Origin of the sequence: Sphingomonas sp. Leaf257, assembly GCF_001422185.1 — a bacterium.
Taxonomy (GTDB): domain Bacteria; phylum Pseudomonadota; class Alphaproteobacteria; order Sphingomonadales; family Sphingomonadaceae; genus Sphingomonas; species Sphingomonas yabuuchiae.
Genome location: NZ_LMMH01000012.1, coordinates 390,800 through 412,918 on the forward strand (window position 1 = coordinate 390,800; position 22,119 = coordinate 412,918).

Annotated in this window: 26 protein-coding genes; 17 read left to right on the plus strand and 9 right to left on the minus strand. The window is 60.8% G+C overall.

The window, feature by feature from the left end; all coding sequences use genetic code 11:
• The first annotated feature begins 86 nt into the window (after window positions 1–86).
• Both ASF14_RS09620 and ASF14_RS09625 read left to right on the plus strand, forming a co-directional pair.
• Window positions 87–680 carry an outer membrane protein gene (locus ASF14_RS09620; RefSeq protein WP_056434465.1) on the plus strand — a complete coding sequence of 198 codons (594 nt, stop codon included), beginning with the start codon at window positions 87–89 and terminating at the stop codon, window positions 678–680.
• Window positions 681–816: 136 nt separating this feature from the next.
• A complete protein-coding gene (locus ASF14_RS09625; RefSeq protein ID WP_056434467.1) occupies window positions 817–1,431 on the plus strand; it encodes a 50S ribosomal protein L25/general stress protein Ctc in 615 nt (204 codons plus the stop codon).
• Window positions 1,432–1,646: 215 nt separating this feature from the next.
• On the opposite strand, the gene ASF14_RS09630 is transcribed toward ASF14_RS09625, so the two are convergent.
• Window positions 1,647–2,090 (minus strand): EF-hand domain-containing protein, encoded by a 444-nt coding sequence (locus ASF14_RS09630; RefSeq protein WP_056434469.1) that lies wholly within the window; start codon window positions 2,088–2,090, stop codon window positions 1,647–1,649.
• Between the two features lie 215 nt (window positions 2,091–2,305).
• On the opposite strand from ASF14_RS09630, the gene purB reads away from it, so the two are divergent.
• Window positions 2,306–3,619: an adenylosuccinate lyase gene (purB, locus tag ASF14_RS09635; protein WP_056434470.1), complete on the plus strand. Its 1,314-nt coding sequence runs from the start codon at window positions 2,306–2,308 to the stop codon at window positions 3,617–3,619.
• A gap of 188 nt (window positions 3,620–3,807) precedes the next feature.
• Here purB and ASF14_RS09640 read toward each other — a convergent pair whose 3' ends face one another.
• The 5 genes from ASF14_RS09640 to dnaK form a co-directional block, all read right to left on the minus strand.
• A complete protein-coding gene (locus tag ASF14_RS09640; protein WP_056434472.1) occupies window positions 3,808–4,320 on the minus strand; it encodes a thioredoxin family protein in 513 nt (170 codons plus the stop codon).
• Between the two features lie 82 nt (window positions 4,321–4,402).
• Window positions 4,403–5,221: a hypothetical protein gene (locus ASF14_RS09645; protein ID WP_156361111.1), complete on the minus strand. Its 819-nt coding sequence runs from the start codon at window positions 5,219–5,221 to the stop codon at window positions 4,403–4,405.
• Between the two features lie 27 nt (window positions 5,222–5,248).
• Complete coding sequence (locus tag ASF14_RS21435; protein WP_156361112.1) at window positions 5,249–5,386, minus strand: hypothetical protein; 138 nt, start codon at window positions 5,384–5,386, stop codon at window positions 5,249–5,251.
• A 202-nt stretch (window positions 5,387–5,588) separates the two neighbouring features.
• Entirely contained in the window at window positions 5,589–6,716 is a 1,128-nt protein-coding gene (dnaJ, locus tag ASF14_RS09650) for a molecular chaperone DnaJ (RefSeq protein ID WP_056434479.1), read from the minus strand.
• A gap of 177 nt (window positions 6,717–6,893) precedes the next feature.
• A complete protein-coding gene (dnaK, locus tag ASF14_RS09655) occupies window positions 6,894–8,792 on the minus strand; it encodes a molecular chaperone DnaK (protein WP_056434481.1) in 1,899 nt (632 codons plus the stop codon).
• 179 nt (window positions 8,793–8,971) lie between these two features.
• On the opposite strand from dnaK, the gene ASF14_RS09660 reads away from it, so the two are divergent.
• The 4 genes from ASF14_RS09660 (at window position 8,972) to ASF14_RS09670 (ending at window position 13,965) form a co-directional block, all read left to right on the plus strand.
• Window positions 8,972–9,418 (plus strand): copper chaperone PCu(A)C, encoded by a 447-nt coding sequence (locus ASF14_RS09660; RefSeq protein WP_056434483.1) that lies wholly within the window; start codon window positions 8,972–8,974, stop codon window positions 9,416–9,418.
• 382 nt (window positions 9,419–9,800) lie between these two features.
• Window positions 9,801–11,894, plus strand: coding sequence for a LamG-like jellyroll fold domain-containing protein (locus ASF14_RS09665; protein WP_056434486.1), 2,094 nt, complete (start codon window positions 9,801–9,803; stop codon window positions 11,892–11,894).
• 69 nt (window positions 11,895–11,963) lie between these two features.
• Window positions 11,964–12,320, plus strand: coding sequence for a hypothetical protein (locus tag ASF14_RS21875; RefSeq protein WP_443025777.1), 357 nt, complete (start codon window positions 11,964–11,966; stop codon window positions 12,318–12,320).
• A complete protein-coding gene (locus ASF14_RS09670) occupies window positions 12,244–13,965 on the plus strand; it encodes a recombinase family protein (RefSeq protein ID WP_056434488.1) in 1,722 nt (573 codons plus the stop codon). Before ASF14_RS21875 ends, ASF14_RS09670 begins: the two co-directional genes overlap by 77 nt.
• Window positions 13,966–14,160: 195 nt before the next feature.
• On the opposite strand, the gene ASF14_RS09675 is transcribed toward ASF14_RS09670, so the two are convergent.
• Together ASF14_RS09675 and ASF14_RS09680 are read right to left on the minus strand one after the other, a co-directional pair.
• Window positions 14,161–14,349 carry a hypothetical protein gene (locus tag ASF14_RS09675; RefSeq protein WP_056434490.1) on the minus strand — a complete coding sequence of 63 codons (189 nt, stop codon included), beginning with the start codon at window positions 14,347–14,349 and terminating at the stop codon, window positions 14,161–14,163.
• Between the two features lie 180 nt (window positions 14,350–14,529).
• Window positions 14,530–14,874, minus strand: a complete 345-nt coding sequence (locus tag ASF14_RS09680) for a hypothetical protein (RefSeq protein WP_056434491.1) — start codon at window positions 14,872–14,874, stop codon at window positions 14,530–14,532.
• 540 nt (window positions 14,875–15,414) lie between these two features.
• Between ASF14_RS09680 and ASF14_RS09685 the strand changes: the two genes are divergently transcribed.
• Together ASF14_RS09685 and ASF14_RS21440 are read left to right on the plus strand one after the other, a co-directional pair.
• The gene (locus ASF14_RS09685) at window positions 15,415–15,774 is read left to right on the plus strand and encodes a DUF2958 domain-containing protein (RefSeq protein ID WP_056434493.1); all 360 of its coding nucleotides are present in this window, start codon (window positions 15,415–15,417) and stop codon (window positions 15,772–15,774) included.
• A 113-nt stretch (window positions 15,775–15,887) separates the two neighbouring features.
• Complete coding sequence (locus ASF14_RS21440; RefSeq protein WP_156361113.1) at window positions 15,888–16,283, plus strand: hypothetical protein; 396 nt, start codon at window positions 15,888–15,890, stop codon at window positions 16,281–16,283.
• 3 nt (window positions 16,284–16,286) lie between these two features.
• Here the strand turns inward: ASF14_RS21440 and ASF14_RS09690 are convergent, their stop codons facing one another.
• Window positions 16,287–16,718 (minus strand): hypothetical protein, encoded by a 432-nt coding sequence (locus tag ASF14_RS09690; protein ID WP_056434495.1) that lies wholly within the window; start codon window positions 16,716–16,718, stop codon window positions 16,287–16,289.
• A 218-nt stretch (window positions 16,719–16,936) separates the two neighbouring features.
• Between ASF14_RS09690 and ASF14_RS09695 the strand changes: the two genes are divergently transcribed.
• The 8 genes from ASF14_RS09695 (at window position 16,937) to ASF14_RS20770 (ending at window position 22,100) form a co-directional block, all read left to right on the plus strand.
• On the plus strand, window positions 16,937–17,155 hold the full coding sequence (locus ASF14_RS09695) for a hypothetical protein (protein ID WP_056434497.1): 219 nt from the start codon (window positions 16,937–16,939) through the stop codon (window positions 17,153–17,155).
• A 203-nt stretch (window positions 17,156–17,358) separates the two neighbouring features.
• Complete coding sequence (locus ASF14_RS09700; protein ID WP_056434499.1) at window positions 17,359–17,694, plus strand: hypothetical protein; 336 nt, start codon at window positions 17,359–17,361, stop codon at window positions 17,692–17,694.
• Entirely contained in the window at window positions 17,691–18,029 is a 339-nt protein-coding gene (locus ASF14_RS09705; RefSeq protein WP_056434501.1) for a hypothetical protein, read from the plus strand. The genes ASF14_RS09700 and ASF14_RS09705 overlap by 4 nt, the downstream gene beginning before the upstream one ends.
• A gap of 578 nt (window positions 18,030–18,607) precedes the next feature.
• A complete protein-coding gene (locus ASF14_RS21445; RefSeq protein WP_156361114.1) occupies window positions 18,608–18,955 on the plus strand; it encodes a hypothetical protein in 348 nt (115 codons plus the stop codon).
• A gap of 120 nt (window positions 18,956–19,075) precedes the next feature.
• Entirely contained in the window at window positions 19,076–19,390 is a 315-nt protein-coding gene (locus ASF14_RS21450; RefSeq protein WP_156361115.1) for a hypothetical protein, read from the plus strand.
• Between the two features lie 168 nt (window positions 19,391–19,558).
• Window positions 19,559–20,533, plus strand: coding sequence for a DUF2971 domain-containing protein (locus ASF14_RS09720; protein WP_056434507.1), 975 nt, complete (start codon window positions 19,559–19,561; stop codon window positions 20,531–20,533).
• A 100-nt stretch (window positions 20,534–20,633) separates the two neighbouring features.
• Window positions 20,634–21,005, plus strand: a complete 372-nt coding sequence (locus tag ASF14_RS09725) for a surface-adhesin E family protein (protein WP_056434509.1) — start codon at window positions 20,634–20,636, stop codon at window positions 21,003–21,005.
• Window positions 21,006–21,342: 337 nt separating this feature from the next.
• Window positions 21,343–22,100, plus strand: a protein-coding gene (locus tag ASF14_RS20770; protein ID WP_096614366.1) for an IS5 family transposase whose coding sequence is annotated in 2 segments (ribosomal slippage) — window positions 21,343–21,664 and window positions 21,664–22,100 — 759 coding nt in all. Because the reading frame shifts where the segments join, the coding sequence is not laid out codon by codon here.
• Window positions 22,101–22,119 lie beyond the last annotated feature (19 nt).

A 22,119-nucleotide genomic window follows, 5' to 3' on the forward strand; every position in this document is an offset into this window, starting at 1 on the left:
ATCTGCCCACCATCATCATCTTTCTGTTTTACAGAAATTCATAACTATCATACATCAATATTCATAGGGAATCGATGGGGAGCCCTATGACCGATCGAAGGACGTTCTCGATGCGCATCCTGTTCGCCGCCATACTGCTGACCTGCCTGCCCGCCACTGCCTTCGCGCAGGAAAAGCCCGTATTTGCGGGGCCTTATGCAGGGCCCGAAGCCGGGGCCGTGATCCACGGCTTTACGCTGGGCAATGGCGATAACGACATGACCTATCGAACGACCGGGCTGGCGGGCGGCGGCTTTGCCGGATGGATGGCGCCTATGGGGAAGCGGCTGCGGCTTGGCGGCGAAGTCGCGGTCCATGGCGGCGGCGGGACCGCGCGCAGCCAGCAGGTCTTCGCCTATGCCGAACAAAAGGCGACATGGGGATACAGCCTGACCGCCCGCGCGGGCTATGTCCTGGGCCGCGACACCATGATCGTCGCCGAGGCAGGCTATGGCGGCTATCGCTTCGACACGCGGCTCTCGTCGAACGTCCTGTCGAACGGCTCGCTCGATGAAACCAGCGGACTGGTCGTAGGCCTGGGTATCGAGCAGCGGCTGAACCGCAACCTCTCGCTTCGCGTGCGGGGACAGGCCGGCGAGTCCCATGGCCGCATCATGGTCGGCCTGCCGATCCGGTTTTAAGCGAGAACGGGGGCGGCGCGGCGGCATCGGCCTTGTATTTTTCAGTCTTTGCCGCTATGCGCCGCCGCTTCCGGTCATGGTCATCCCTGGAGGCGTGGTCGGAAGCCTATATCCATTTTGTTTCGGAGTTACTGGAATGAGCGACACCCTTACGCTCGCCGCCGAGACGCGCGATCAGGTTGGCAAGGGAGCCTCCCGTTCGCTGCGTCGTGAAGGCCGCGTCCCCGCCGTGATCTATGGCCAGAACAAGGCCGCCGCGTCGATCCATCTCGAAGAGAAGGCCCTCGTCAAGGCGCTGATGACCGGTCATTTCTTCACCTCGGTCATCATGGTGGACGGCCAGCGCACGCTGGCGAAGGACGTCGCGTTCCATCCCGTCACCGATCGCCCGCTGCACGTCGACTTCGTGCGCATCGGCGAGCATGAGACCGTCACGGTCGCCGTGCCCGTCGTGTTCACCGACGAAGACGAGAGCGGCGTGAAGCAGGGCGGCGTCCTGAACGTCACCCGCCACGAGATCGAGCTGGTCGTCGACGCCGCCAACATCCCGACCGAAATCAGCGTCTCGCTGAAGGGTGTGGCGATCGGCGACTCGATCCACATCTCGGACGTGAAGCTGCCCAAGGGCGCCGAGCCCGCCATCGACGACCGCGACTTCGCGATCGCCACCATCGTTACCCCGACGGTCCTGACCGCCGAGGACGAGGCGGTCGACGCCGACGCGCAGGCCGAAGGTTCGGAAGAGGCCTGATCCGGCCTCGCTTTCCTTTCGAGGTCAGCGAACGAAAAGAAGGGCAGGTGGCGGCGACGCCCCTGCCCTTTTTCGTGCCCCGTCACATTCCTCTCCGTCTTGCGATAGGAAGGATCGGGATGGCCCAACGCAAAGGGCCGCCGAACCCGAAGGTCCGACGGCCCCGCTCATCCCCGCTCGGGGAATCGTCGGAACGGAGGGGGGGTGTTCCGGTCTTAGCCCTGACCCTGGCTCAGAAAGCCGGTCAGCTCGGTCTTGGACACCGTCTTGTCCTTGTCGGTATCCGCCTGGGCAAAGGCGCTGCCGACCCACTTCTTCGTCGCGGGCGCCTCGGCCTTGGTCGACGGGTCGGTCTGCGACTTCAGCGCAACCATCCACTGGGCGAATTCCGCCTTGTTCAGCTTGCCGTCACCGTCCTTGTCATAGGTCGGGAACTGCGTGTCGACGACCTGGGCGATCTGGCTGCCGTTCGCTTGCACCTGACCCTGGGTGGATGCGGATGCATCAGCGGTAGGTTGCGCAGTCTGCGCCGGGTCGGCGGTGGTTGCCGGAGCACTTTGCGGTGCGGCCGGAGTGGTCTGGGCCGGCGCAGGCGTGACCTGGGCCAGAACGGGGGCAGACGCCATCATCGCGGCGCCAAGAAAAGCATATTTCATCATCTCGTCTCTCCCTTACGTTGGTCGATCGATGACTGTGAAGACCAGGAACGCATCTTCACCATTAGTGATACGGTCCTAAACTCCATTATGCCAGATGGGGATCCGTCCTTGGGATTTGAAGGCTCGGCTCGTCCCTGCTAACGGCACGGTACGCCGTGATTCCGAGAGGAAGTGCACGGTGAGCCGTGCCGTTTCCACGACCTGAAGGTGCCCCGATGATTCCGCGCTATTCCCGTGCCCCCATGACCCGGATCTGGGACCCCCAGACCCGTTTCCGCATCTGGTTCGAGATCGAGGCCCATGCCACCGACGCGCTCGCCGAGCTGGGCGTCGTGCCCAAGGAAGCCGCCGCGCGCATCTGGGAAGCCGACAAGGCCGCAGGCGACTTCGACATCGACCGCATCGATTCGATCGAGGCCGAGACCAAGCACGACGTCATCGCCTTCCTGACCCATGTCGCCGAGCGCACCGGGCCGGAAGCACGCTTCCTGCACCAGGGCATGACCTCGTCCGACGTGCTCGACACCTGCCTGGCGGTGCAGCTCGCCCGCGCCTCGGACATCCTGATCGAGGATCTGGACGCGCTGCTCGCCGTCATCAAGCGTCGTGCCTATGAGCATAAGCTGACCCCCACCATCGGGCGCAGCCATGGCATCCATGCCGAGCCGGTGACCTTCGGCCTGAAGCTGGCCCAGGCCTATGCCGAGTTCGACCGCAACCGCGCCCGCCTGGTCGCGGCGCGTGCCGACATCGCCACCTGCGCGATCTCGGGCGCGGTCGGCACCTTCGCCAATATCGACCCCAGCGTGGAGGCGCATGTCGCCGAGAAGATGGGCCTGACCGTCGAGCCCGTCTCGACCCAGGTCATCCCGCGCGATCGCCATGCGATGTTCTTCGCGACGCTGGGCGTCATCGCCAGCTCGATCGAGCGTCTCGCGACCGAAGTCCGCCACCTGCAGCGCACCGAGGTTCTGGAGGCCGAGGAATATTTCTCGCCCGGCCAGAAGGGTTCGTCGGCGATGCCGCACAAGCGCAACCCGGTGCTGACCGAGAACCTGACGGGTCTTGCCCGCATGGTGCGCGGTTACGTGACCCCGGCGCTGGAGAATGTCGCCTTGTGGCATGAGCGCGACATCAGCCACTCCTCGGTCGAGCGCTATATCGGCCCCGACGCGACCATCACCTTGGACTTCGCGCTGGCCCGTTTGACCGGCGTGATCGACAAGCTGGTCGTCTATCCGGCGCGCATGGAGAAGAACCTCAACAAGATGGGCGGCCTGGTCCATTCGCAGCGCGTGCTGCTGGCGCTGACCCAGGCGGGCGTGAGCCGCGAGGACAGCTATCGCCTCGTCCAGCGCAACGCGATGAAGGTCTGGGAGTCGGATGGCGAGCTGTCGCTGATGGAACTGCTCAAGGCCGATGCCGACGTGACCGCCGCGCTGTCGGTCGAAGAGATCGAGGCTCGGTTCGACCTCGATTATCACTATAAGAATGTCGACACGATCTTCGCGCGGGTGTTCGGCGAGTAACTGTCGGGGGAGTCCCGTTGGCGCGGTAAATGCCGACAGGGACTCCCCTCCCCCGGCCCCTCCCGCCTGCGGGAGGGGAGTAGCTTGGGGAAATACGGACCCTCTTTCCTCTCCCCTCCCGCAAGCGGGAGGGGTTGGGGGAGGGAACATCAGCAGTTATGTGAGCGACCCGCCAGTGGGTTCCAAAATCACCCCACCCAACCCGCCAGCCAGTCCGCCACCGCCTGCGGCGTCATCGCCCGCGCATCGGCCAGCGCGGTTTCGCGTCCTGCATTGATTAGCTTGTTGGTCTTGGGATCGACGATCAGCACCGCGGGCACGCCCTGAAGCCGTCCCTTGATCCCATAAGACGCCGGAATATCCATATTCTGGTCGAACCGGCCGACATCGACCGTTACCACCTCGAAATGCTTCGCGACGAAGGGACGCATCTGCGGCGTTTCCATCACCCCCGCCAGCAACCGGCAGTCGAGACACCAATTGCCGCCCAGATCGATCAGCACCCGCTTACGCGCCTTCGCCGCCCGCACCCGCGCCGCCGCGATCGCCGCTTTGGCATCACCCGCATGATAGGGCAGCGGCAGCGGCTTGGACAGCGCCTCGAAACTGGCGATCCCGACGCGCGGGGCCGCTACCGGCGCGGCGGCGGGCAGCATCAGCGCGGCCGCCACCATGGTCATGCAAGACATCATATTCCGCATCGGCAATCTCCTCATATCGCCAACCATCATGAAGGAGCGCCCGCCATGCTGGCAAGCGCTCCTCAACCAGCGTCCCGCCGAGTTACCCCCGGACGTTGACCCGGCGCTGATGCCGTTCGATCGCAATCAGGAGAAAGAAAAACATCAGGACGAGGAATCCGGCGAGCACATACAGCATCAGGTGCAGCGATCCCCAGCCGATGATCTGCCCCTCCGCGATGTCGGCCCGCTTGGCGCTGACCGACGCAGCCTCACGCTCGCGACGTTCGGTGAGCAAGGCGAAATAACGATCCTGCATCCCACGGAAAATCTGGGTATGCGACAGCAATCCCTCCGGCAAGGCCATCGCCGTCACCGTCTGCGTATAGGGCACGCTGACCTGCCGCGTGACCGCACAGCCCACGGGCGACTCATACCAGCCTTCGCAACTGGTGCTCAGGCTGTCCCAACCGCGACGCGACTCGGTGCGGAAACGTTCGACCTGACTCCGGACCGGTTTCTTGAACGCATTCTTATATTGATTCAGGCGCGCCAGCGTTTCGGGCAAGGTGGACGCCTGGGTCATGACCTGCAGCAATTCCTCCAGGTCGGTCCGATCCTTGGCGAAGTCGCCCTCGCCCCGCGCCAGCGCGGCCAGCCGCTCGCCCGATTGCACGAAGTTGTCGTCAAATTCGTCGCGATTGAGGCGCTTGTCCTCCGCACGGCGGAACGGCTCGAACCGGGTCTGATAGAGGCCGTGATATTGCTCGACGAAACGCTTGTAGAAAGCGCGCTCGGCCTTGAGCGATGCGCCCTCGGTCCGCTTGGCGGCCGCCTTGGCCGCCTCCGGCGCGATGGCAGCGGGCAGTTCGGATGCGACGACCGACACCGGCTGTTCCACCACAGAGTCCGGCGAACGCATGATACGGACGGTCGCTGAGACAGCCAGCTAGGCCGCCCAGATCAGTACCACCGTGCCGATGACCAGGATCGCCGCCCTCAGCAGCAGGAGATAGAAACGCTCGATACGGTCCAGCGTGATCGCGAACCGGGACGCAGGCGGCACCGCCTCAATGATTTCGGACATGATTCCCCCCAGAATATCAGGCACCGGGGGGGGAGTACGATGAGGCCATGCTTAGCGTACGCTTGCCAAAAGTCGAGCGCCCGTCTTGGAACAGATCGACATTCGTCATGGCTACTTCCCTCTCCCCTTGGAGAGGGGCGAGGGAAGAGTCCTCATATGAATTCGCTCTGATCGTGGCCGGGAACATCCCGGTACACGACCGTCATTCGCCCGCGAAGACACTCTTCAGCTTGGCGAAAAAGCCCTGACTTTCAGGGCATTCGTCGCCTGTTTCCGTTTCACGGAAGAGTTCGAGCAGTTCGCGCTGGCGAGTGGACAGCTTGGTCGGCGTTTCGACTTCGATCTGGATGACCAGGTCGCCGGTGCCGCGGCCTTGCAGCACGGGCATGCCCGCCCCGCGCTGGCGGAGCTGCTTGCCCGACTGGATACCCGCCGGGATCTTGATTTCATGGCTACGGCCGTCGAGGCCGGGGATGGACAGCGAGCCGCCCAGCGCCGCCGTGGTGAAGCTGATCGGCGCACGCGCGAACAGGGTCGTGCCCTCACGCTCGAACAGGGCGTGACGCTTGACGTGAAGGAAGATGTAGAGGTCACCCGCCGGAGCCCCGCGCGCGCCCGCCTCGCCTTCGCCGGTCAGGCGGATGCGGGTGCCTTCATCGACGCCCGCCGGGATGTTGACGGCCAGCGTCTTGGTCTTTTCGACGCGCCCGTCGCCGCGGCAATCGGGGCAGGGATCGGCGATGATCTGGCCTGCGCCCTGACAGACCGGGCAGGTCCGCTCGACCACGAAGAAGCCCTGCTGTGCGCGGACCTTGCCGTGGCCGCCGCACTGCTGACAGGTCTTGGCACTGGTCCCGGCCTTGGCGCCCGTGCCGTCACAGGTGTCGCACGCCGCCGAGACATCGACCGTGATCTCGGTCTGCTTTCCGTGGAACGCCTCTTCGAGGGAGATTTCCATGTCGTAGCGCAAGTCCGCGCCGCGACGCGGCTGTTGCCGCCCGCCGCCGCGTCCGCCGCCCATGAACTCGCCGAAGACGCTTTCGAAAATGTCGGAAAAGGCGCCGAAATCCTGCGCGCCTCCGCCACCGCCGCCCATGCCCTGCTGGAACGCAGCATGGCCATAGCGATCGTACGCCGCCCGCTTCTGTGGGTCCTTCAGACAGTCATAGGCTTCGCTGATCGCCTTGAACTTGGCCTCGGAGTCCTTGCACCCCGCATTGCGGTCCGGATGGTATTGCATGGCCAGCTTGCGGTAGCGCGATTTGATCGTCGCATCGTCCGCCGTGCGCTCGCATTCGAGCAGTTCATAATAGTCGATCGTCGTGCTCATGCCCGGTCTCGCCCCTGCGCTGGTGGATGGTGCGGCCGCCGACCGTGCCGTCAGGCCAGACGGAGCGACCGCCCAAGCGCTTCGCCACTTCATGCCCCGACACATCGATCGGGGCGGTATTCGCAAATTCTGGACCGAAGGCCCGGCCCCACCGACAGGGGGACCGGGCCGACCGTCTTACTTGGTGTCGTCGACTTCCGAGAATTCGGCGTCGACCACATCGTCCTGCTTGGCCTGACCGGCATCAGCGGCGGGCGAAGCCTCGCCCTGCTGCTGCTTTTCGTAGATGGCCTGGCCCATCTTCATCGCGACCTGAGCGAGGGCCTGCGCCTTCTCGTTCATGGTGTCGGGATTGCCGCCCTCGACCGCCGTCTTGGTCTCGGCGATGGCCGCCTCGATTTCCGACTTCAGCGACGCGTCGATCTTGTCGCCATTGTCGGCCAGCTGACGCTCGGTGGTGTGGATCAGCGACTCGGCGTTGTTCTTCGCCTCGGCCTCGGCACGACGCTTCTTGTCCTCCTCGGCGAACTTCTCCGCGTCACGGACCATCTGGTCGATGTCGTTGTCCGACAGACCGCCCGAGGCCTGGATGCGGATCTGCTGCTCCTTGCCGGTGCCCTTGTCCTTGGCCGAGACGTTGACGATGCCGTTCGCGTCGATGTCGAACGTGACCTCGATCTGCGGCACGCCGCGCGGCGCGGGCGGGATGCCGACCAGATCGAACTGGCCCAGCATCTTGTTGTCCTGCGCCATCTCGCGCTCGCCCTGGAAGACCCGGATCGTCACCGCGTTCTGGTTGTCGTCGGCGGTCGAATAGACCTGGCTCTTCTTGGTCGGGATCGTCGTGTTGCGGTCGATCATCTTGGTCATGATGCCGCCCAGCGTCTCGATACCCAGCGACAGCGGGGTCACGTCGAGCAGCAGCACGTCCTTGACGTCGCCCTGCAGCACGCCCGCCTGGATCGCCGCGCCCATGGCGACGACTTCGTCGGGGTTCACGCCGGTATGCGGGTCCTTGCCGAAGAAGTTCTTCACGACCTCACGGACGCGCGGCATGCGGGTCATGCCGCCCACCAGCACCACGTCGGCGATCTCGTCGGCCTTCATGCCCGCATCGGCCAGCGCCTTCTTGCACGGCTCCAGCGTGCGCTGGATCAGGTCCTCGACCAGACGCTCCAGATCGGCGCGGGTGATCGACTTGACCAGGTGCTTCGGGCCGTTCTGATCGGCGGTGATGAAGGGCAGGTTGACCTCGGTCGACTGGGCCGAGGACAGCTCGATCTTCGCCTTTTCGGCCGCTTCCTTCAGACGCTGGAGCGCCAGCTTGTCCTTGGTGAGGTCGATGCCCTCTTCCTTCTGGAAGCCCGATGCCAGGAAATCGACGATCTTGTTGTCGAAGTCCTCGCCGCCCAGGAAGGTGTCGCCGTTGGTCGCCTTCACCTCGAACACGCCGTCGCCGATCTCGAGGATCGAGATGTCGAAGGTGCCGCCACCAAGGTCATAGACCGCGATCGTCTTGCCGTCCTGCTTCTCCAGGCCGTAAGCCAGCGCCGCCGCGGTCGGCTCGTTGATGATGCGCAGCACTTCGAGGCCGGCGATCTGGCCGGCGTCCTTGGTCGCCTGGCGCTGGGCGTCGTTGAAGTACGCCGGAACCGTGATGACCGCCTGGGTCACCGTCTCGCCGAGGTAGGATTCGGCGGTTTCCTTCATCTTCTGCAGCGTGAAGGCCGAGATCTGCGACGGGCTGTAATCCTTGCCGCCTGCATTCACCCACGCATCGCCGTTCGGACCGCGCGCGATCGCGTACGGGACCAGCTCGGTGTCCTTCTTGGTGACGGGGTCGTCGAAGCGACGGCCGATCAGGCGCTTCACCGCGAAGATGGTGTTGTCGGGGTTGGTCACCGCCTGGCGCTTGGCAGGCTGGCCGATCAGGCGCTCGCCATCCTTGGCGAAGGCGACGATCGACGGCGTGGTGCGCGCGCCTTCTGCGTTTTCGATAACCTTGGGCTTGCCGCCCTCCATGACAGCGACGCAGCTGTTGGTGGTGCCGAGGTCGATGCCGATCACTTTTGCCATAAGTCTCTAAATGCCCCTCAAGAACATAGTCTGGAAGTTCGATGCCGGGGCCGTCCGGTCCCGAAAGCGGCAACCGAAAACCCCGTTCACGAAGGCGGATATAGGTGGGCGATCCGTTGCCGCAAGATTGGATGGAACCTAGTGTCGCTTCGGGATTTGCCGAAACGGGAGGGTTTGTCATGCGTCGCGCCACTTTTCTGGGCCTCTGGGCCATCGCGGGGGCGGTGGGACTGGGGGCGCTGGGCGGATGTTCGACCAAGCCCGAGCTTTATGCCGAGGAGGGCTGGGTCCGCCTGGCCGCCGTGCCGGGGCGCCCCGCAGCGGCCTATTTCATCGTACATGGCGGCCCGAAGCCGCTGAACCTGATCGGCGTCAGCAGCGACGTCGCGATCACCAGCGAGATGCACGAGGGCGGCATGGCGATGAAGAAGGTCGATTTCGTGCCCATCCCGGCCGGGGCCACCGTCGCCTTCGAACCGGGCGGGCGGCATGTGATGCTTTACGACATGAACCAGGGCGTCAAGCCGGGACGCATCCTGTCGTTGCTGCTGACCTTTTCGGACGGCACCCGCCTGCGCCAGGGCGCGCGGGTGATCGCGGCGGGCGATCCTGCCCCGGGGCAATAACGGTTTTCGAACGCCAATCGACATTCGCGGTGCGTCTTTCCAGCCCCCTCGACGAAAGACGATTGGAGCGAGAGGACATGAGATGGACGCACCCCTCCCCTTCAGGGGAGGGGCCGGGGGTGGGGCGCCTCCACAAGTACGCCGCCTGTGGCGAGGCCCCACCCCAACCCCTCCCCCTGAAGGGGAGGGGCTCGTGTTAGTTAAACGCAATTGCATCACGGCATAGAAGGCAGGAATATAGCTGTCGGATAGATGACGGGATATTTTGCGCTTTTTCACGTCAGACCAAAATCGGTAATATTTCGGTCCCTCATGTGTCAAAGTCGCGCCATACAGCGCCTCCCGCTTGCTCGATGGAGCAAAAAGTGGGGGAATTTTGACCATGTTCAACACAAACGAAACCCAGTTCACCTTGCGGCGGATCGCCGACCGGCGGCAGCTGCTGCGCGGGGCCGCAAGTCTGTCGATGCTGCCGCTGACGGGGGCGCTGGCGGCGTGCGACGATGATGCGCTGCTCAACGCCAAGCCGACGACTGTCACGGGAACGGCCGCCAGCACCGCCGCCGCCACGCCGGTCGGCACCACCAGCTTCTCGATCGCGGTGCTGCCCGACACGCAATTCTATTCGCGCTACGCGACCGTCGACGAGAACCGCCAGTTCCAGCGCAAATATGGCTCGGAGCCGTTCGCGGCGCAGACCCAGTGGATCGTCGACAACGCCCAGGCCTATGCGATCCCCTTCGTGATCCATCTGGGCGACGTGGTGGACCAGGTGCGCAAGCCCGCGCAATGGGCGGTGGCCGATGCCGCGATGAAGCGGCTGGAGACGGCGCGTATCCCCTATTCGATTTTGGCGGGCAATCACGACGTCCTGTACGATGTCGATTACCACGTCCCGGCCGACCAGCAGGCAGGCACCGACAGCCAGCGCACCTTGTCGTCCGAGCCCTATCTGACCTGGTTCCCGACCTCGCGCGCGCAGAACCAGTCGACCTTCCGCGAGCGTGACCGCACCGGCTTCCACGAATATCACATCTTCGAGATGTACGGCGTGAAGTTCATGGTGCTGTCGCTGTCCTGGCGCATCTCGGATGCAGGGATTTTGTGGGCGCGGGACGCGATCCGGCGCAACCCGACCCTGCCGGTCATCCTGGCCAACCACCAGCTGCTCAACATCGACAAGGACGGCAAGAGCCCGCTGGAGACCGATTACGGCCTGATGTTGTGGAACACCCTGATCCGCGACAACGACCAGATCTTCATGACGCTGAACGGCCATCACCATGGTGCCGCGCTGCTGACCAAGACCAACGACTTCGGCAATCCGGTCCATGAGATGGTCGTCGATTACCAGATGGCCTATCAGGGCGGCAACGCGCTGATGCGGCTCTACGAAATCGACTTCTCGGCCAACAAGATCGACGTCATGAGCTTCTCGCCCTGGGTCGTGCAGAAGCCCAAGGAAACGCTGAACCAGTTCGACCGCGCGGTGCTGGAGGATGCGAACAACCGCTTCACCATCAACATCGACTTCAAGAAGCGCTTCGCCCGCTTCCTGCCAGGCTTCGCCTATACCGAGATGACGGCGGGCGTGCCGATCCTGCCGCGCGTTCGTACCGCGCTGCTGTCGGGCTATACCGAACCCGCCGCCCCGGCCGAGGTACTGCCGCGCGATGCCGACGACTATCCCAAGATCGCCGAGACTGCCGCGCACTGGCGGGTGGCCAGCGGCATCGTCGACGGCAAGATCGTCCAGGTCGGCGAGACGCTGCCCGATGCGACCGGCCGCAACCCGATGACGCGCGTGCCGCTGTCGGGCCCGGCGATGGTTGAGGACGTGGTCTGGTCGACCGACCGCCACCGCCTGTCCTCCGCACCGGGCAGCGTCCGCTTCCGCAACACCGACAAGGTGACCGCGCGCAGCAGCGCCTTCGCCACCGCCGCCAACGCGCCGATCAATGCGGCGACCTTCGGCGCAGGCTATACGGTCGAGGCGTTCATCAAGATCGATGCGAACTGGACGGTGACCAACCACCGCTGGGGCAATATCCTGACCCGCAACGGCAATCGCGGCAAGCTGCCCGGCTTTGCGGGCGGCGACAGGGAAGCGCCGCCGATCCTGTTCGCGATCTCGTCGCTGCGCGAAGTCCAGTGGGAGGTCGTGCCCGCCTCCAACACCGCCTATCCGCAGGCCAACTGGTCGGGTGAGGTGATGGTCGACACCTGGTATCACATCGCGATCGTCAACGATCCGGTGGCGAACGAAACCATCCTCTACGTCGACGGCGCGCCCGTACTGCGCAACAGCGCGGGCCAGGTCGGCATCGCGACGCTGGCCGCCGACATGCCTTGGGTGCTGGGCGCCGCCTGGTGGGACGGCGCGCGCAAGGACGGCTATTTCGGCCATATCGGCGAGGTCCGTATCGTCGCCAAGCCGCTGGCCAACACCCAGTGGCTGACCGCCCGGCGGAGCTGATGAACGGGGGCGGGCCGTGAGACTGGCCCGCCCCTTTCCTATCCACGCCATGCGCCCCATCTGGGTGCCATGACCAAGCGCCCCCTCACCCCGGCGGAAGAAACGCTGGCCCGGTCCGTCTTCGGCGACGCGATCGACTATACGCAGGTTCGCTTGTCGCCGAGCAAATGGGCGTTTTTCCAGCCGCGCGACACGGTGATGGCACCGACGGGCTGCATCCATTTCCACCCCAAGGGCGATCTGTGGCGGGAGGATTTCGGCGCCTGTCCGCTGCATGAGCAGGGACTGTTCATCCATGAGATGGTTATGTGTTTGCCCAAATGCACAAACGGCTGTAGCCGAGCCTTTTATGCCCGACGCAATCATATACATCCGCTTCTCAACCGGCCCTCAGGAACGAGGGGACAGCCGACGCAGGCAGCTTGAGGATTGCCAAAAGTATTGCGCCGACAGCGGCCTTGAGGTCGTCGAGGTCGTCGAGGATTTGGGCCGCAGCGCCTACAAGGGCGACCACCTATCCGTCGGCAACTTGGGCAAGCTGAGCGCTCGCATCATGCGCGGCGAGATAGCGCCCGGCACCACAATCGTCATAGAGAAGATGGACCGGCTAAGCCGTGAGGTGCCACGCAAAATCCGCCGATGGATCGAGGACATCACGGACAAGGGCATCAGCATCGCGCGCGTCAGCGGTGGTCCGGTCATCGACAGCGCATACCTGGACGACGGGTCAAACATCGCAGCGGTGGTGGAGATGGCCTACAGCAATCACGCTGCGCACGAGTTCTCCCAGAACATCAGCGATCGGTTGTCCAAAAGCTGGTCGCAACGGCGCAAAAATGCCGCCGAGGGTAAGTCCTTGCTGACCGCCAGCACGCCACGCTGGATCACAACCGAGGGTGATTGGGCGGGCAAAACTGCACCCGACTTTCGACGCTTCACGCTTGTGCCTGATCGCGCAGCCATCGTGCTCGACATCTACAACATGGCCGCTGACGGCATGGGCAGTTGGGGCATCGCCAAGGAGTTGAACCAGCGCGGCGTTCCTAATTGGGGGAAGACCAGCGAGACAACCACTCAGGGCGGATGGAACCACACCACCGTCCTCAACATCCTCAGCAGCCCAGCCGTCGAGGGCATCCACTACCCCACGCATCAGGTCGGCCGGAAACGAGTGCGAACCGGCGAGGTGCTGCGCGACTACTTCCCTATCATCGACGGCCTGACTGCCGATTTGGTGGCGAGGGCAAGAAGCCACATGACCAAGCGCGCTGGTGGTGGCCCCCGAAGCAATACCGGCAAAAACCTGCTCGCCAGCCTAGCCAAGTGCGGCTCCTGTGGCGGCTACATGGTCCTGCGCAATCGCAGCGCCAACGACGGCCCCTACGCCTACCTGCAATGTGATAACGCGGGTAAGGGCAAAGGCTGTGATGCCAAGGGCATGTTCAACTACCGCGTGCTTGAACCGGCCATTCTCGATGCCGTGCTACATCACGTCCTGGACAACAGCTTTTTCAGCATAGCCAACCGGGCAACAGAACTGCGCATCCAGCTTGCCGAAATGGACCGGCAGATCGAGGTGGTGCGCGGTGATCGCGATAATGCTCGCGCGCTTTATATAAGGCATCCCGACGCGACCGAGTTCGAGGAAGCATGGCAGGCGTTGAGCCAGCAAATGCGTGAATTGGAGGCAGAGCGCAAAGCCACCGAAACCCAGCTTGCCGAAGCTGCTGGCGAGATCAGCGCAGCCGACCACCTCAAGCGCGTTCACAATTTCCGTGCTGCCCTTTACGATGAGGATGCAGAGGTCAGGCGCACGGCTCGGCTTCGTGTCCGCGACAGCTTCCGCAGCGTCCTGTCCCATGTGACATGCGAGCAGCGCGACGGAGACAAGCGCGTACAGATCGCAATCGAAAATGGCGCCGTGGTCGTCGTCCTCGACAACAAGGGCAGCGTGATCGACCGGCAAGACTTCCGCAACAGCCCCGACCACATCCACGGGCTGACGTCGGGAGTGATGTCGGAGAAGAAGGAAGCCGTTGCTGCGCTGATCCGTCGCGGTGATCCCGCATAGGTGCAGCAGTCATGGGAAGGGGAGAGTGTCGCTCCCACTCTCCCCTTACCTTCCCTATACGGGCTTCTCAGGGCTTCTTGGAGCCCCGGCGCTCCAAGTATGCCCCTATGCCACATTCGCGCTCTGGCGGGCGCACAGGGGGTCGTTGTTGAAGGAAGCGCAGCAAGCGCGGCTTAGCAGTGCTGACCGGCGGCATTAGCAGCGCGGCAGCTTGTGCTTGTCGGAACCAACATGCAGCACAAAGCAAGCGCGCATGCGCTCGACATAAACGCGCACACCCTCAAACGTCACCGCAAAAGCATCCTCTTCGTAGTTCTCGTCATAGTCGAAAGTAGCAAGTGCGTAGTCTGCGAATGCTGTGAGGTCGATCTGCGTGTTGAGCATTTTGCGTCTCCGTTTCCGTATCGCAAATCTGGCATCTGCATCCAGAGTTGCGACCAAAGACAGACACGGTTCGTCGCTCTTTTGACCTGACCAGCTGTAGGAGTTTGCAGGCCATTCTCCACGCCGACCAACCTCGCCAGCAGCAAGTTAGGGGCACTTGCGCGCCCCTAACTGCCCCTCTTAGTAGCTAAACTGCACGTAACGCTCGCCCTGCTCAACTGCATTGCGCAGCGCGCTTTCAAAGCTGTTGCGCTGCTCCTCTTCCTCAAACTCAAGTTCCGCCATCACCGCAGCAACCGCCAGTTCCTTCGTTTCTGCCAGCACATACAGCCCGTCGCTAACCTCATGCACAAGCCCTGCACCATCTTGCATCTCAATGCTGTTAAAGCCGCTGCCCTCAAACTCCTCCTCGCCGTCCGACAACAAACTTTCCAACGTCCCCTGCAACAAGCGCATAGTGTTGCCCTCGTAGCCACCATAGTACAAGTCCAATGCAACTTTGTGATTAACTTCCGAGTACAACATCAACTTTCTCCTACAGCGTTTTGCTGTACCAATTTTGTACTTCCTCCTATTGCTTCGGACAACCGAAATTAGTGGTAATATTTAACTATTTTGAACAAAGATTTCTTGTCCTACTGGGCCTTAGGCAACATTGTGCTTCTACAGCAAAGCGCTGTTGGAGAAGCAAAATGTTAGACTGGAAACAACTGTCGGAACTGATGTCGGAAGCTAACAGGGAGTTGCACGGAAAGGACGTTGCAGCGCTATACGAGAAAGCAGACGATGTAACACAAGCGCATATGCGTATAGCTGCGGGAGCAGCAAGCGGGTTAGCTGTTACGCTTAGCAAGGGCTTGCGGGACACGATTTAACGCAAAGTGCGCAGCTTTCGGGCTGCGCACTAGTTGCAAGGGGCGTATGAGTAGGCAGCGCAAAGCGTCGCCCTTGCCTTCTCCAACAACCGCCTACTCATACTGCACTTCGTCGCAAAACTGGAAAATACTGCTCGCTCTTTGCCCATTCTGGCGCTTGATGTTCTGGTGGCAACAAGGAGTAAGCCACATGGACATTGTTACACTTTTGGGAACCGACGCTGTTCAGCAACTTCACGCAAACGGCAAAGAGCAGGAGCCGTTGAAGGGCACGCGCGAGGAACGCGACTTCCACCCGGTCTGTAAGCTGTTTTTGCCTTGGACTTCGGGGACCTGGTTGCTGACGGAACTTGACGACGAGGGGCTGGCGTTTGGGCTGGCCGACTTGGGATTTGGCACTCCAGAACTCGGCTATATCAGCCTGGACGAGATTATGGAGGTGAAAGGCCCTGGCGGTCTGCGTGTTGAGCGCGACATTCACTGGCGAGCGGCAAAGCCCCTGAGTGAGTACGCTACCGAGAGCCGGAAGCACGGTTTCATCAAGGCATAATCCAAACAGCCTGAGCCGGTGGGGTCATATTCACCGGCTCTTTTTGCGCCTTCACGCTTTACAGTAACGGACAGTATGGGCAACAGAGCCTCGCCTCAAATACGAAGCAAATCATGGCATCCCAGGTAGACGAATTGATTGACGGCAAGTCATTGACGGCGAACGAGCGCCGCTCACTGACCATGCGCAAGATAGGCGCTGATCCCGAATACAGACAGCGGCTTAGCGAGAAACGCAAGGCTCTGCTGGCTGATCCTGAGCAAGCTGCACTGCATGCTGCGCGAAACCGCGCCACTGCTAACCGCCCTGAGCAGCGGCAGTTGCGAAGCGCGAATGCGAAGGCGCAATGGTCGGACGCGGCAGCGCGTGAAGCGCGTAGCGCCGCCTACAAGGCTAAGTGGGCTGACCCCGACTATCGGGCTGCTATCCTGACAAAGCGGCGCGCGACGCTAGAGGCAAAGAAAAAGGCCCCCGCCGTAGCAGGGGCCGAGCATTCCCATAGCGAGTAGCGCTTAGGCGGTCTTTTCCGCCTTCTTCGCTGCGCGGGTGCTGCGCATCTTGTCGTTACGCTGCGCCTTCTTTTCGCCCATCGCCGCAAGCTGCGCATCATATTCGCCGGTCTTGATGCGATCCGCATAATAGTCGAGCGCGTCGTTAAAATTGGCCTTGGGGACCGTCATCTCCTTCACATCCACATCCGTATCCTGGACCTTGACGCGCTCCAGCACGAGGGCAGTGTTGCTGACCCGAATTGTGAACGCCACCCGCTCCCCGACGACCTTGAAGTTCAGCTTGCCCTCTGCGCCCTCACCCGCCGCAAACTGCTCCTTCATCTTCGCGATGTTGTCCAACGCGACCTGCTGAACAGTGCGGGCGTTGCCCTGCTTGCTGAACTCCGCAACCTGCGCGGCGGGAATGAGCAGCTTGGGGTCGAAACGTGCCATGTTGTGTAACTCCGATCTAGCAGCAGCAACAGCGCCGCTGTGCCACTGCTCTGCTTCCAGAAAGGAGGCATTGCGAGCCGGAGATTTGCCAATCTTCCGTATCTTTGATGTTGACGCAGAAAAAATCTGGAAGACCACGAACCACCAGCGTCTTCGGTAGACTGGATGGATTGCAGGTCGTAGTTTGATCTACACAACAAGACCACAGGGAGGACTATATGACGGCGAAGGTATTTGCTTTCCCAGAAAGGCCGATTGATGAAGCGCGCCTTGCACTCGCGAATTGTCCTTTCAACGAACCAATCGAATTGAACAGCAAGGATGCAGAACTAGCCCACCTTATTGGCCTAGCTGACCGGCTGGTCGGCAATATCGTTGACTATGATGTCGATTGTTTCCTCGTGCGGTTCGACCAGTACGATGCACGGCAGGCATAAGTATATTTGCGAAGTACCTATCTGACCAAACAAGTCATAGTTTGGGCGGTGGTTGGTAACATAGTTCTTGGAGAAGCGGCCAAACTTATTTCCAGGAACCGGCGAGATAAGCCCGTCAGTCACAGGCTGGCGGGCTTTACCATGAGCAGAAAACGCAAAACGGCATGTCGCTAAGTAAGTGTGTCTAAGAGAGGAGACACACGATGAACGATTACGTCAAGTTCACTGACGACCGCACCAAAGCCATTGCTGCCCTGTTGCGCGCCGGTACGACTGAGCGAGAAGTCACAGCCCAGCTTTATGAGGGCAAGCCATCCTACGGCCCTGGCAATGGCCTAGAGGGCAAGGACAACATCCTCTATTTGTTGATGAACACCTACGGTGTGGCGCTGGATAGCAAGCTGGCTCACGCATATGAGCGCGGCTTCTATTTCAAGCATGACATGCTAGACCTCATCACTCGCGACAAAGCGTATCGCATGGGTGCAACGGAAGCGTTCAAGCGGTTGGGCACTGTCAGCTTTGGTGATCCGCGATGAGCGCCGTCACTCTGGAAACCCTTAGGGCAGACTATGCGGCCGCGCTGCGCCTACTTGTTTCCGATCTAGGCGAGAACGGCACTTGGCGCAATCAATATAAAAATTGGTTGCGTGACGAACACATCAACGAAATCGCAAGGCTCGTTCCCGACGATCTACAAAGCTACACCAAGCTACCATTCATTATGACCCTGCTTCTAGGTCGTACAATCGAAGCTGCGCGCGTTCTACAATCTCGCGCAGACATCTTTGTGATCGAGCGCGACCACGGCCTCAACGCCGCAATGCTCTATAAGCTCAGCGACGGCGCAATTGACCCAAGGGTAAGCGCATGACCGTGCTACGCAGCGACGTAATGCTCCTGGAGGCCTACATGCGCGGCGCAAGCCGACGTATGCCCACTAAGATCATGGACCCATATGCCAACCTGAACACGCCCTATGACAACCCCGTGCTGATAACCTGGGGCAGCAATAGCATGGTATGCGGCCGAGACGACTTGGAGCCACTGTTGGACGTACTCGACGCTGACAACCAGATTAGCCCCAATGGCTTCCTGGAGGACTATTGGAAGCCCTTTCTCCGCAAGTTCGCAGACGCGGCCCCTGTGAGCAATCATAAGGGGTATGGAGGCCGTCGTTGAACCCTGAACTCCACAAGGCGCGATGGCCCTACAGCCATGCCGACCTATTTGGGGAGGATCGAGACGGCATGGTTGGCCGGTACAAGCGAGCGATAGCATGGCTGGAGAGCAGCGGGCGTAACGAGCATTTCGTCAACGCATACCTCAACGACCTGGGCGACAGGGGCGAACTGGTCTTCGTGCTATCCCAGAGGGATACCGCCCTACTGTTAAAGTTAGCGGTGGGGTGATAGCTGGTTGACCTGACAGTCCGAGAAATCAGTCAGGTTCGTGTACGTTTCTTCCAACGTGTCGTTGCCGTCGCCACGGTTGCAAGGATTTGGCTGGCATGCTGCCAGCAGGGCCAGGGGCAGACAGAACACCAAGCGCTTAAGCATCGTCGCGCACCTCCTCGATCCGCAAATTATTCTCAGCGATCATCGTAAGGGTGATCGCCTTCAAGTGAACAGCCATCGCGACAGCTTTGTCGTTCTCATTAGTAGCGCTATCCCGGCGCACTTCATGCAGCGCATTCTTCGCAGCACGCCGCGCAGGCAGAACCAGCGTCTCAATGACGAACTGGTGTATGTGCTCAAGCGTCATGTCGGCGTGGATGGACGCGGGATCGAGAGCGAATGAAACACGGATTGGCATGATGGCGCTGTGCCAGCCAAGCCTTAACAGAATATCAATGCTCTCCCAGGCGACCGCGAATAGCCCAAAGGGCCACAAAAGAGCTCCGCAAACCTTAAATAGGCGATGACCTACAAGCGCATCATCCTAACGATCAGAGAGGCAGCAGATCTACAAAAACTGCAACGACAAGCCCGAGCGAACGACGAGCCCTTCGACTATCCCAGCCCATACAGAGAACTCCTGGAAGTGCCCCTACCCAGAGAGGCTAACGTGGTAGCTGATGAGGAGCGAGTGGCAGCGGGATATGGAATGCTGTTGAGGGGAGCGAGTGCAGAGCAAGTGGCAATGCAGCTTATGTGGAAGCCCAATAGCCAGATACTCAGGCAGCTTGTTGCCATGGCAAGGCTGATACCCAAGACGAAATCAGCCGACCACTAAATAGGTGCGGCTTATAGCCAACCTCCTTGTGTATGTGTTCAGGACGCCACGCGAATGGCAGCTTGAGGAAAGGAGTGGGATTGCTGTCCCACTCCTTTTCCACGGGCGATTGCCGCCAAAACGATTGCCTCCCCTGTACAGCGGCGCAATGCCTGATAATCTCCACCCATGCTGACCGAAGAACAGATCAACGCGATCCTCAACGATACCTTCCATAATTGGGGCAAGGAGCGAGAGGAAGAGATAGTGGATGGCATCAAATTCGCCCACTACACGAGCGCACAGGTTGCAATGGACATTATTCGCGCGCCGGAGGAAGAGCGCAGCCTGTGGCTTCGCAACGCAATGCTGATGAATGATTTCAGCGAGATCGAATATGGCCAGAGCCTCCTCCGCCAGACGATGTCCGCGCAATACTACCGCGATGAGTTGTTTGGCGCTTGTAACGAAATCAATGACCATATCAAAGATGCATTCACTATGATCGAGCAGGAGGTCTACGCGATCAAGCGCAGCACGTACCTCCTCAGCCTAGCCCTCCACAAAGGCAAGGAGTTACATCAGGGCAAACTCAGCATGTGGCGCGCATATGGTGGAGAGGCCAATGTCTGCCTTCTCCTCAATCCAGAAGCGTTCCTGACCGATCAGACCGCATACAATGTGCAGATGTCGCCGGTCGACTACAGAGGCCCGCATGGCTTTCTGGAAGGCATCAATCGCATAATCGAGGGCATGAAGAGGAACCGCGATCAACTCCGCATGATCAATCCCGAAACGGTGAAGTGGAACTTGAAGTACGCAATTGACGTGATGATCCTCTCGACAAAGCATCCTGGCTTTGAAGAGGAAAACGAGTGGCGCATTATCCACCGCGACCCAATATCAGACCCATCTAACGCGATGCCCAGTAAGATCGTATGCCTGAATGGCATAGTGCAGAAGGTGTTCTATCTCCCAATGAAGAACATACCTGAGCATAAGGTGGAACATGCGGACATCAGCAGCCTACTATACAAGGTACTAATTGGACCGACGCCCAACCCAGAGTTGGTTTGGGAGGGCTTTGGTAGGTTGATGGCGGATAACGGCGTGGAGAATGCGTGGGATAAGGTGAATATGTGCAGGATACCGCTAAGGCGATAGACCTCAGCGCCAGGCTGCGAAATGCTTGCCATGGCGATTGACGGTAAGAAATGCCCACCATAATGATCGCGGTATAGGGTAGGATCAACAGGGGGAAAAGATGATCGCGGCATTGTTGCTGATGTTAGGTGGTATGAGCGATGTACCGCCAAATTGGACAGAAGCAGGCCGAACCGACAATGTGCAAGTGTACGTTGATCTCACATCAATTAAGCGGGTGGACGCAAAGACGCGGCTTGCTTGGGTAAGGCAGCAACTCAACAAACCCAGGGATAATGGCGTGGTTTTCTATGTTGCCCGTGAGCGGTTCGACTGTGAGAACGAGATGTCGGGACTGATCATGTTGAACCAATATGGCGATAGTGGCAACCTATTGTACAGTGAAATGTACCAGCCGTCAGAAGTCCAAATGCGTCCCAAGCCACCTGGGACTGTGGCCTTGACGGCTCTTAAGATGGTTTGCGCGCGTTGACTTGAAAGCCACGATGGTTTCTCCTCCTGGCTTAAATAGAAGCATGGACGACGAGAATTTCCTAACGCGAAACAAGCCTAAAAACCCTAATCGTGTCGCTGCGGGCAAAGCCGTAGCCGAACGCAAGTCTAGGGGTAGCAAAGAGGTCAAAGCCAAAGCGCAGGAAACGATTAGGGTCAGGACCCATTGATGTGGGAGGCGCGATCTGATTCAGGCTCCGTGAGGAGAGAGTGGATGAGCGACCTGTACTGGCTGACGGATGAGCAGATGGCGNTAGGGTCAGGACCCATTGATGTGGGAGGCGCGATCTGATTCAGGCTCCGTGAGGAGAGAGTGGATGAGCGACCTGTACTGGCTGACGGATGAGCAGATGGCGCGTCTGCAACCGTTCTTTCCCAAGAGCCATGGCAAGCCTCGGGTCGATGATCGGCGGGTGCTCAGCGGCATCATTTTCGTCAATCGCAACGGGCTACGCTGGTGTGATGCACCGAAGGACTATGGGCCGCACAAGACGCTCTACAATCGCTGGAAGCGGTGGAGCGAGAGGGGTATTTTCCTGCGAATGATGGAAGGTCTCGCGGCAGCGGAGGCCGTGCCGAAGACCGTCATGATCGACGCGACCTACCTGAAGGCACACCGCACGGCATCGAGTCTGCGGGTAAAAAAGGGGATCTCGGCCGTCTGATCGGCCGCACGAAAGGCGGCATGAACACCAAACTGCACGCCGTCAGCGATGCGGACGGGCGGCCCTTGAGCTTCTTCATGACCGCCGGGCAGGTCAGCGACTACACCGGCGCGGCAGCCTTGCTCGACGATCTGCCGAAAGCACAGTGGCTGCTTGGCGACCGTGGTTATGATGCCGATTGGTTCAGAGACGCCCTGGAAGCCAAAGGCATCCAGCCCTGCATCCCGGGCCGCAGATCGCGCAACGAGCCGGTCAGATACGACAAGCGCCGCTACCGGCGCCGCAGCCGCATCGAGATCATGTTCGGCCGTCTGAAGGATTGGCGCCGCGTCGCAACTCGCTACGACCGCTGCCCAACCGTCTTCTTCTCTGCCGTCGCCCTCGCGGCCACCGTCATCTTCTGGCTATGACCAATGAGTCCTGACCCTA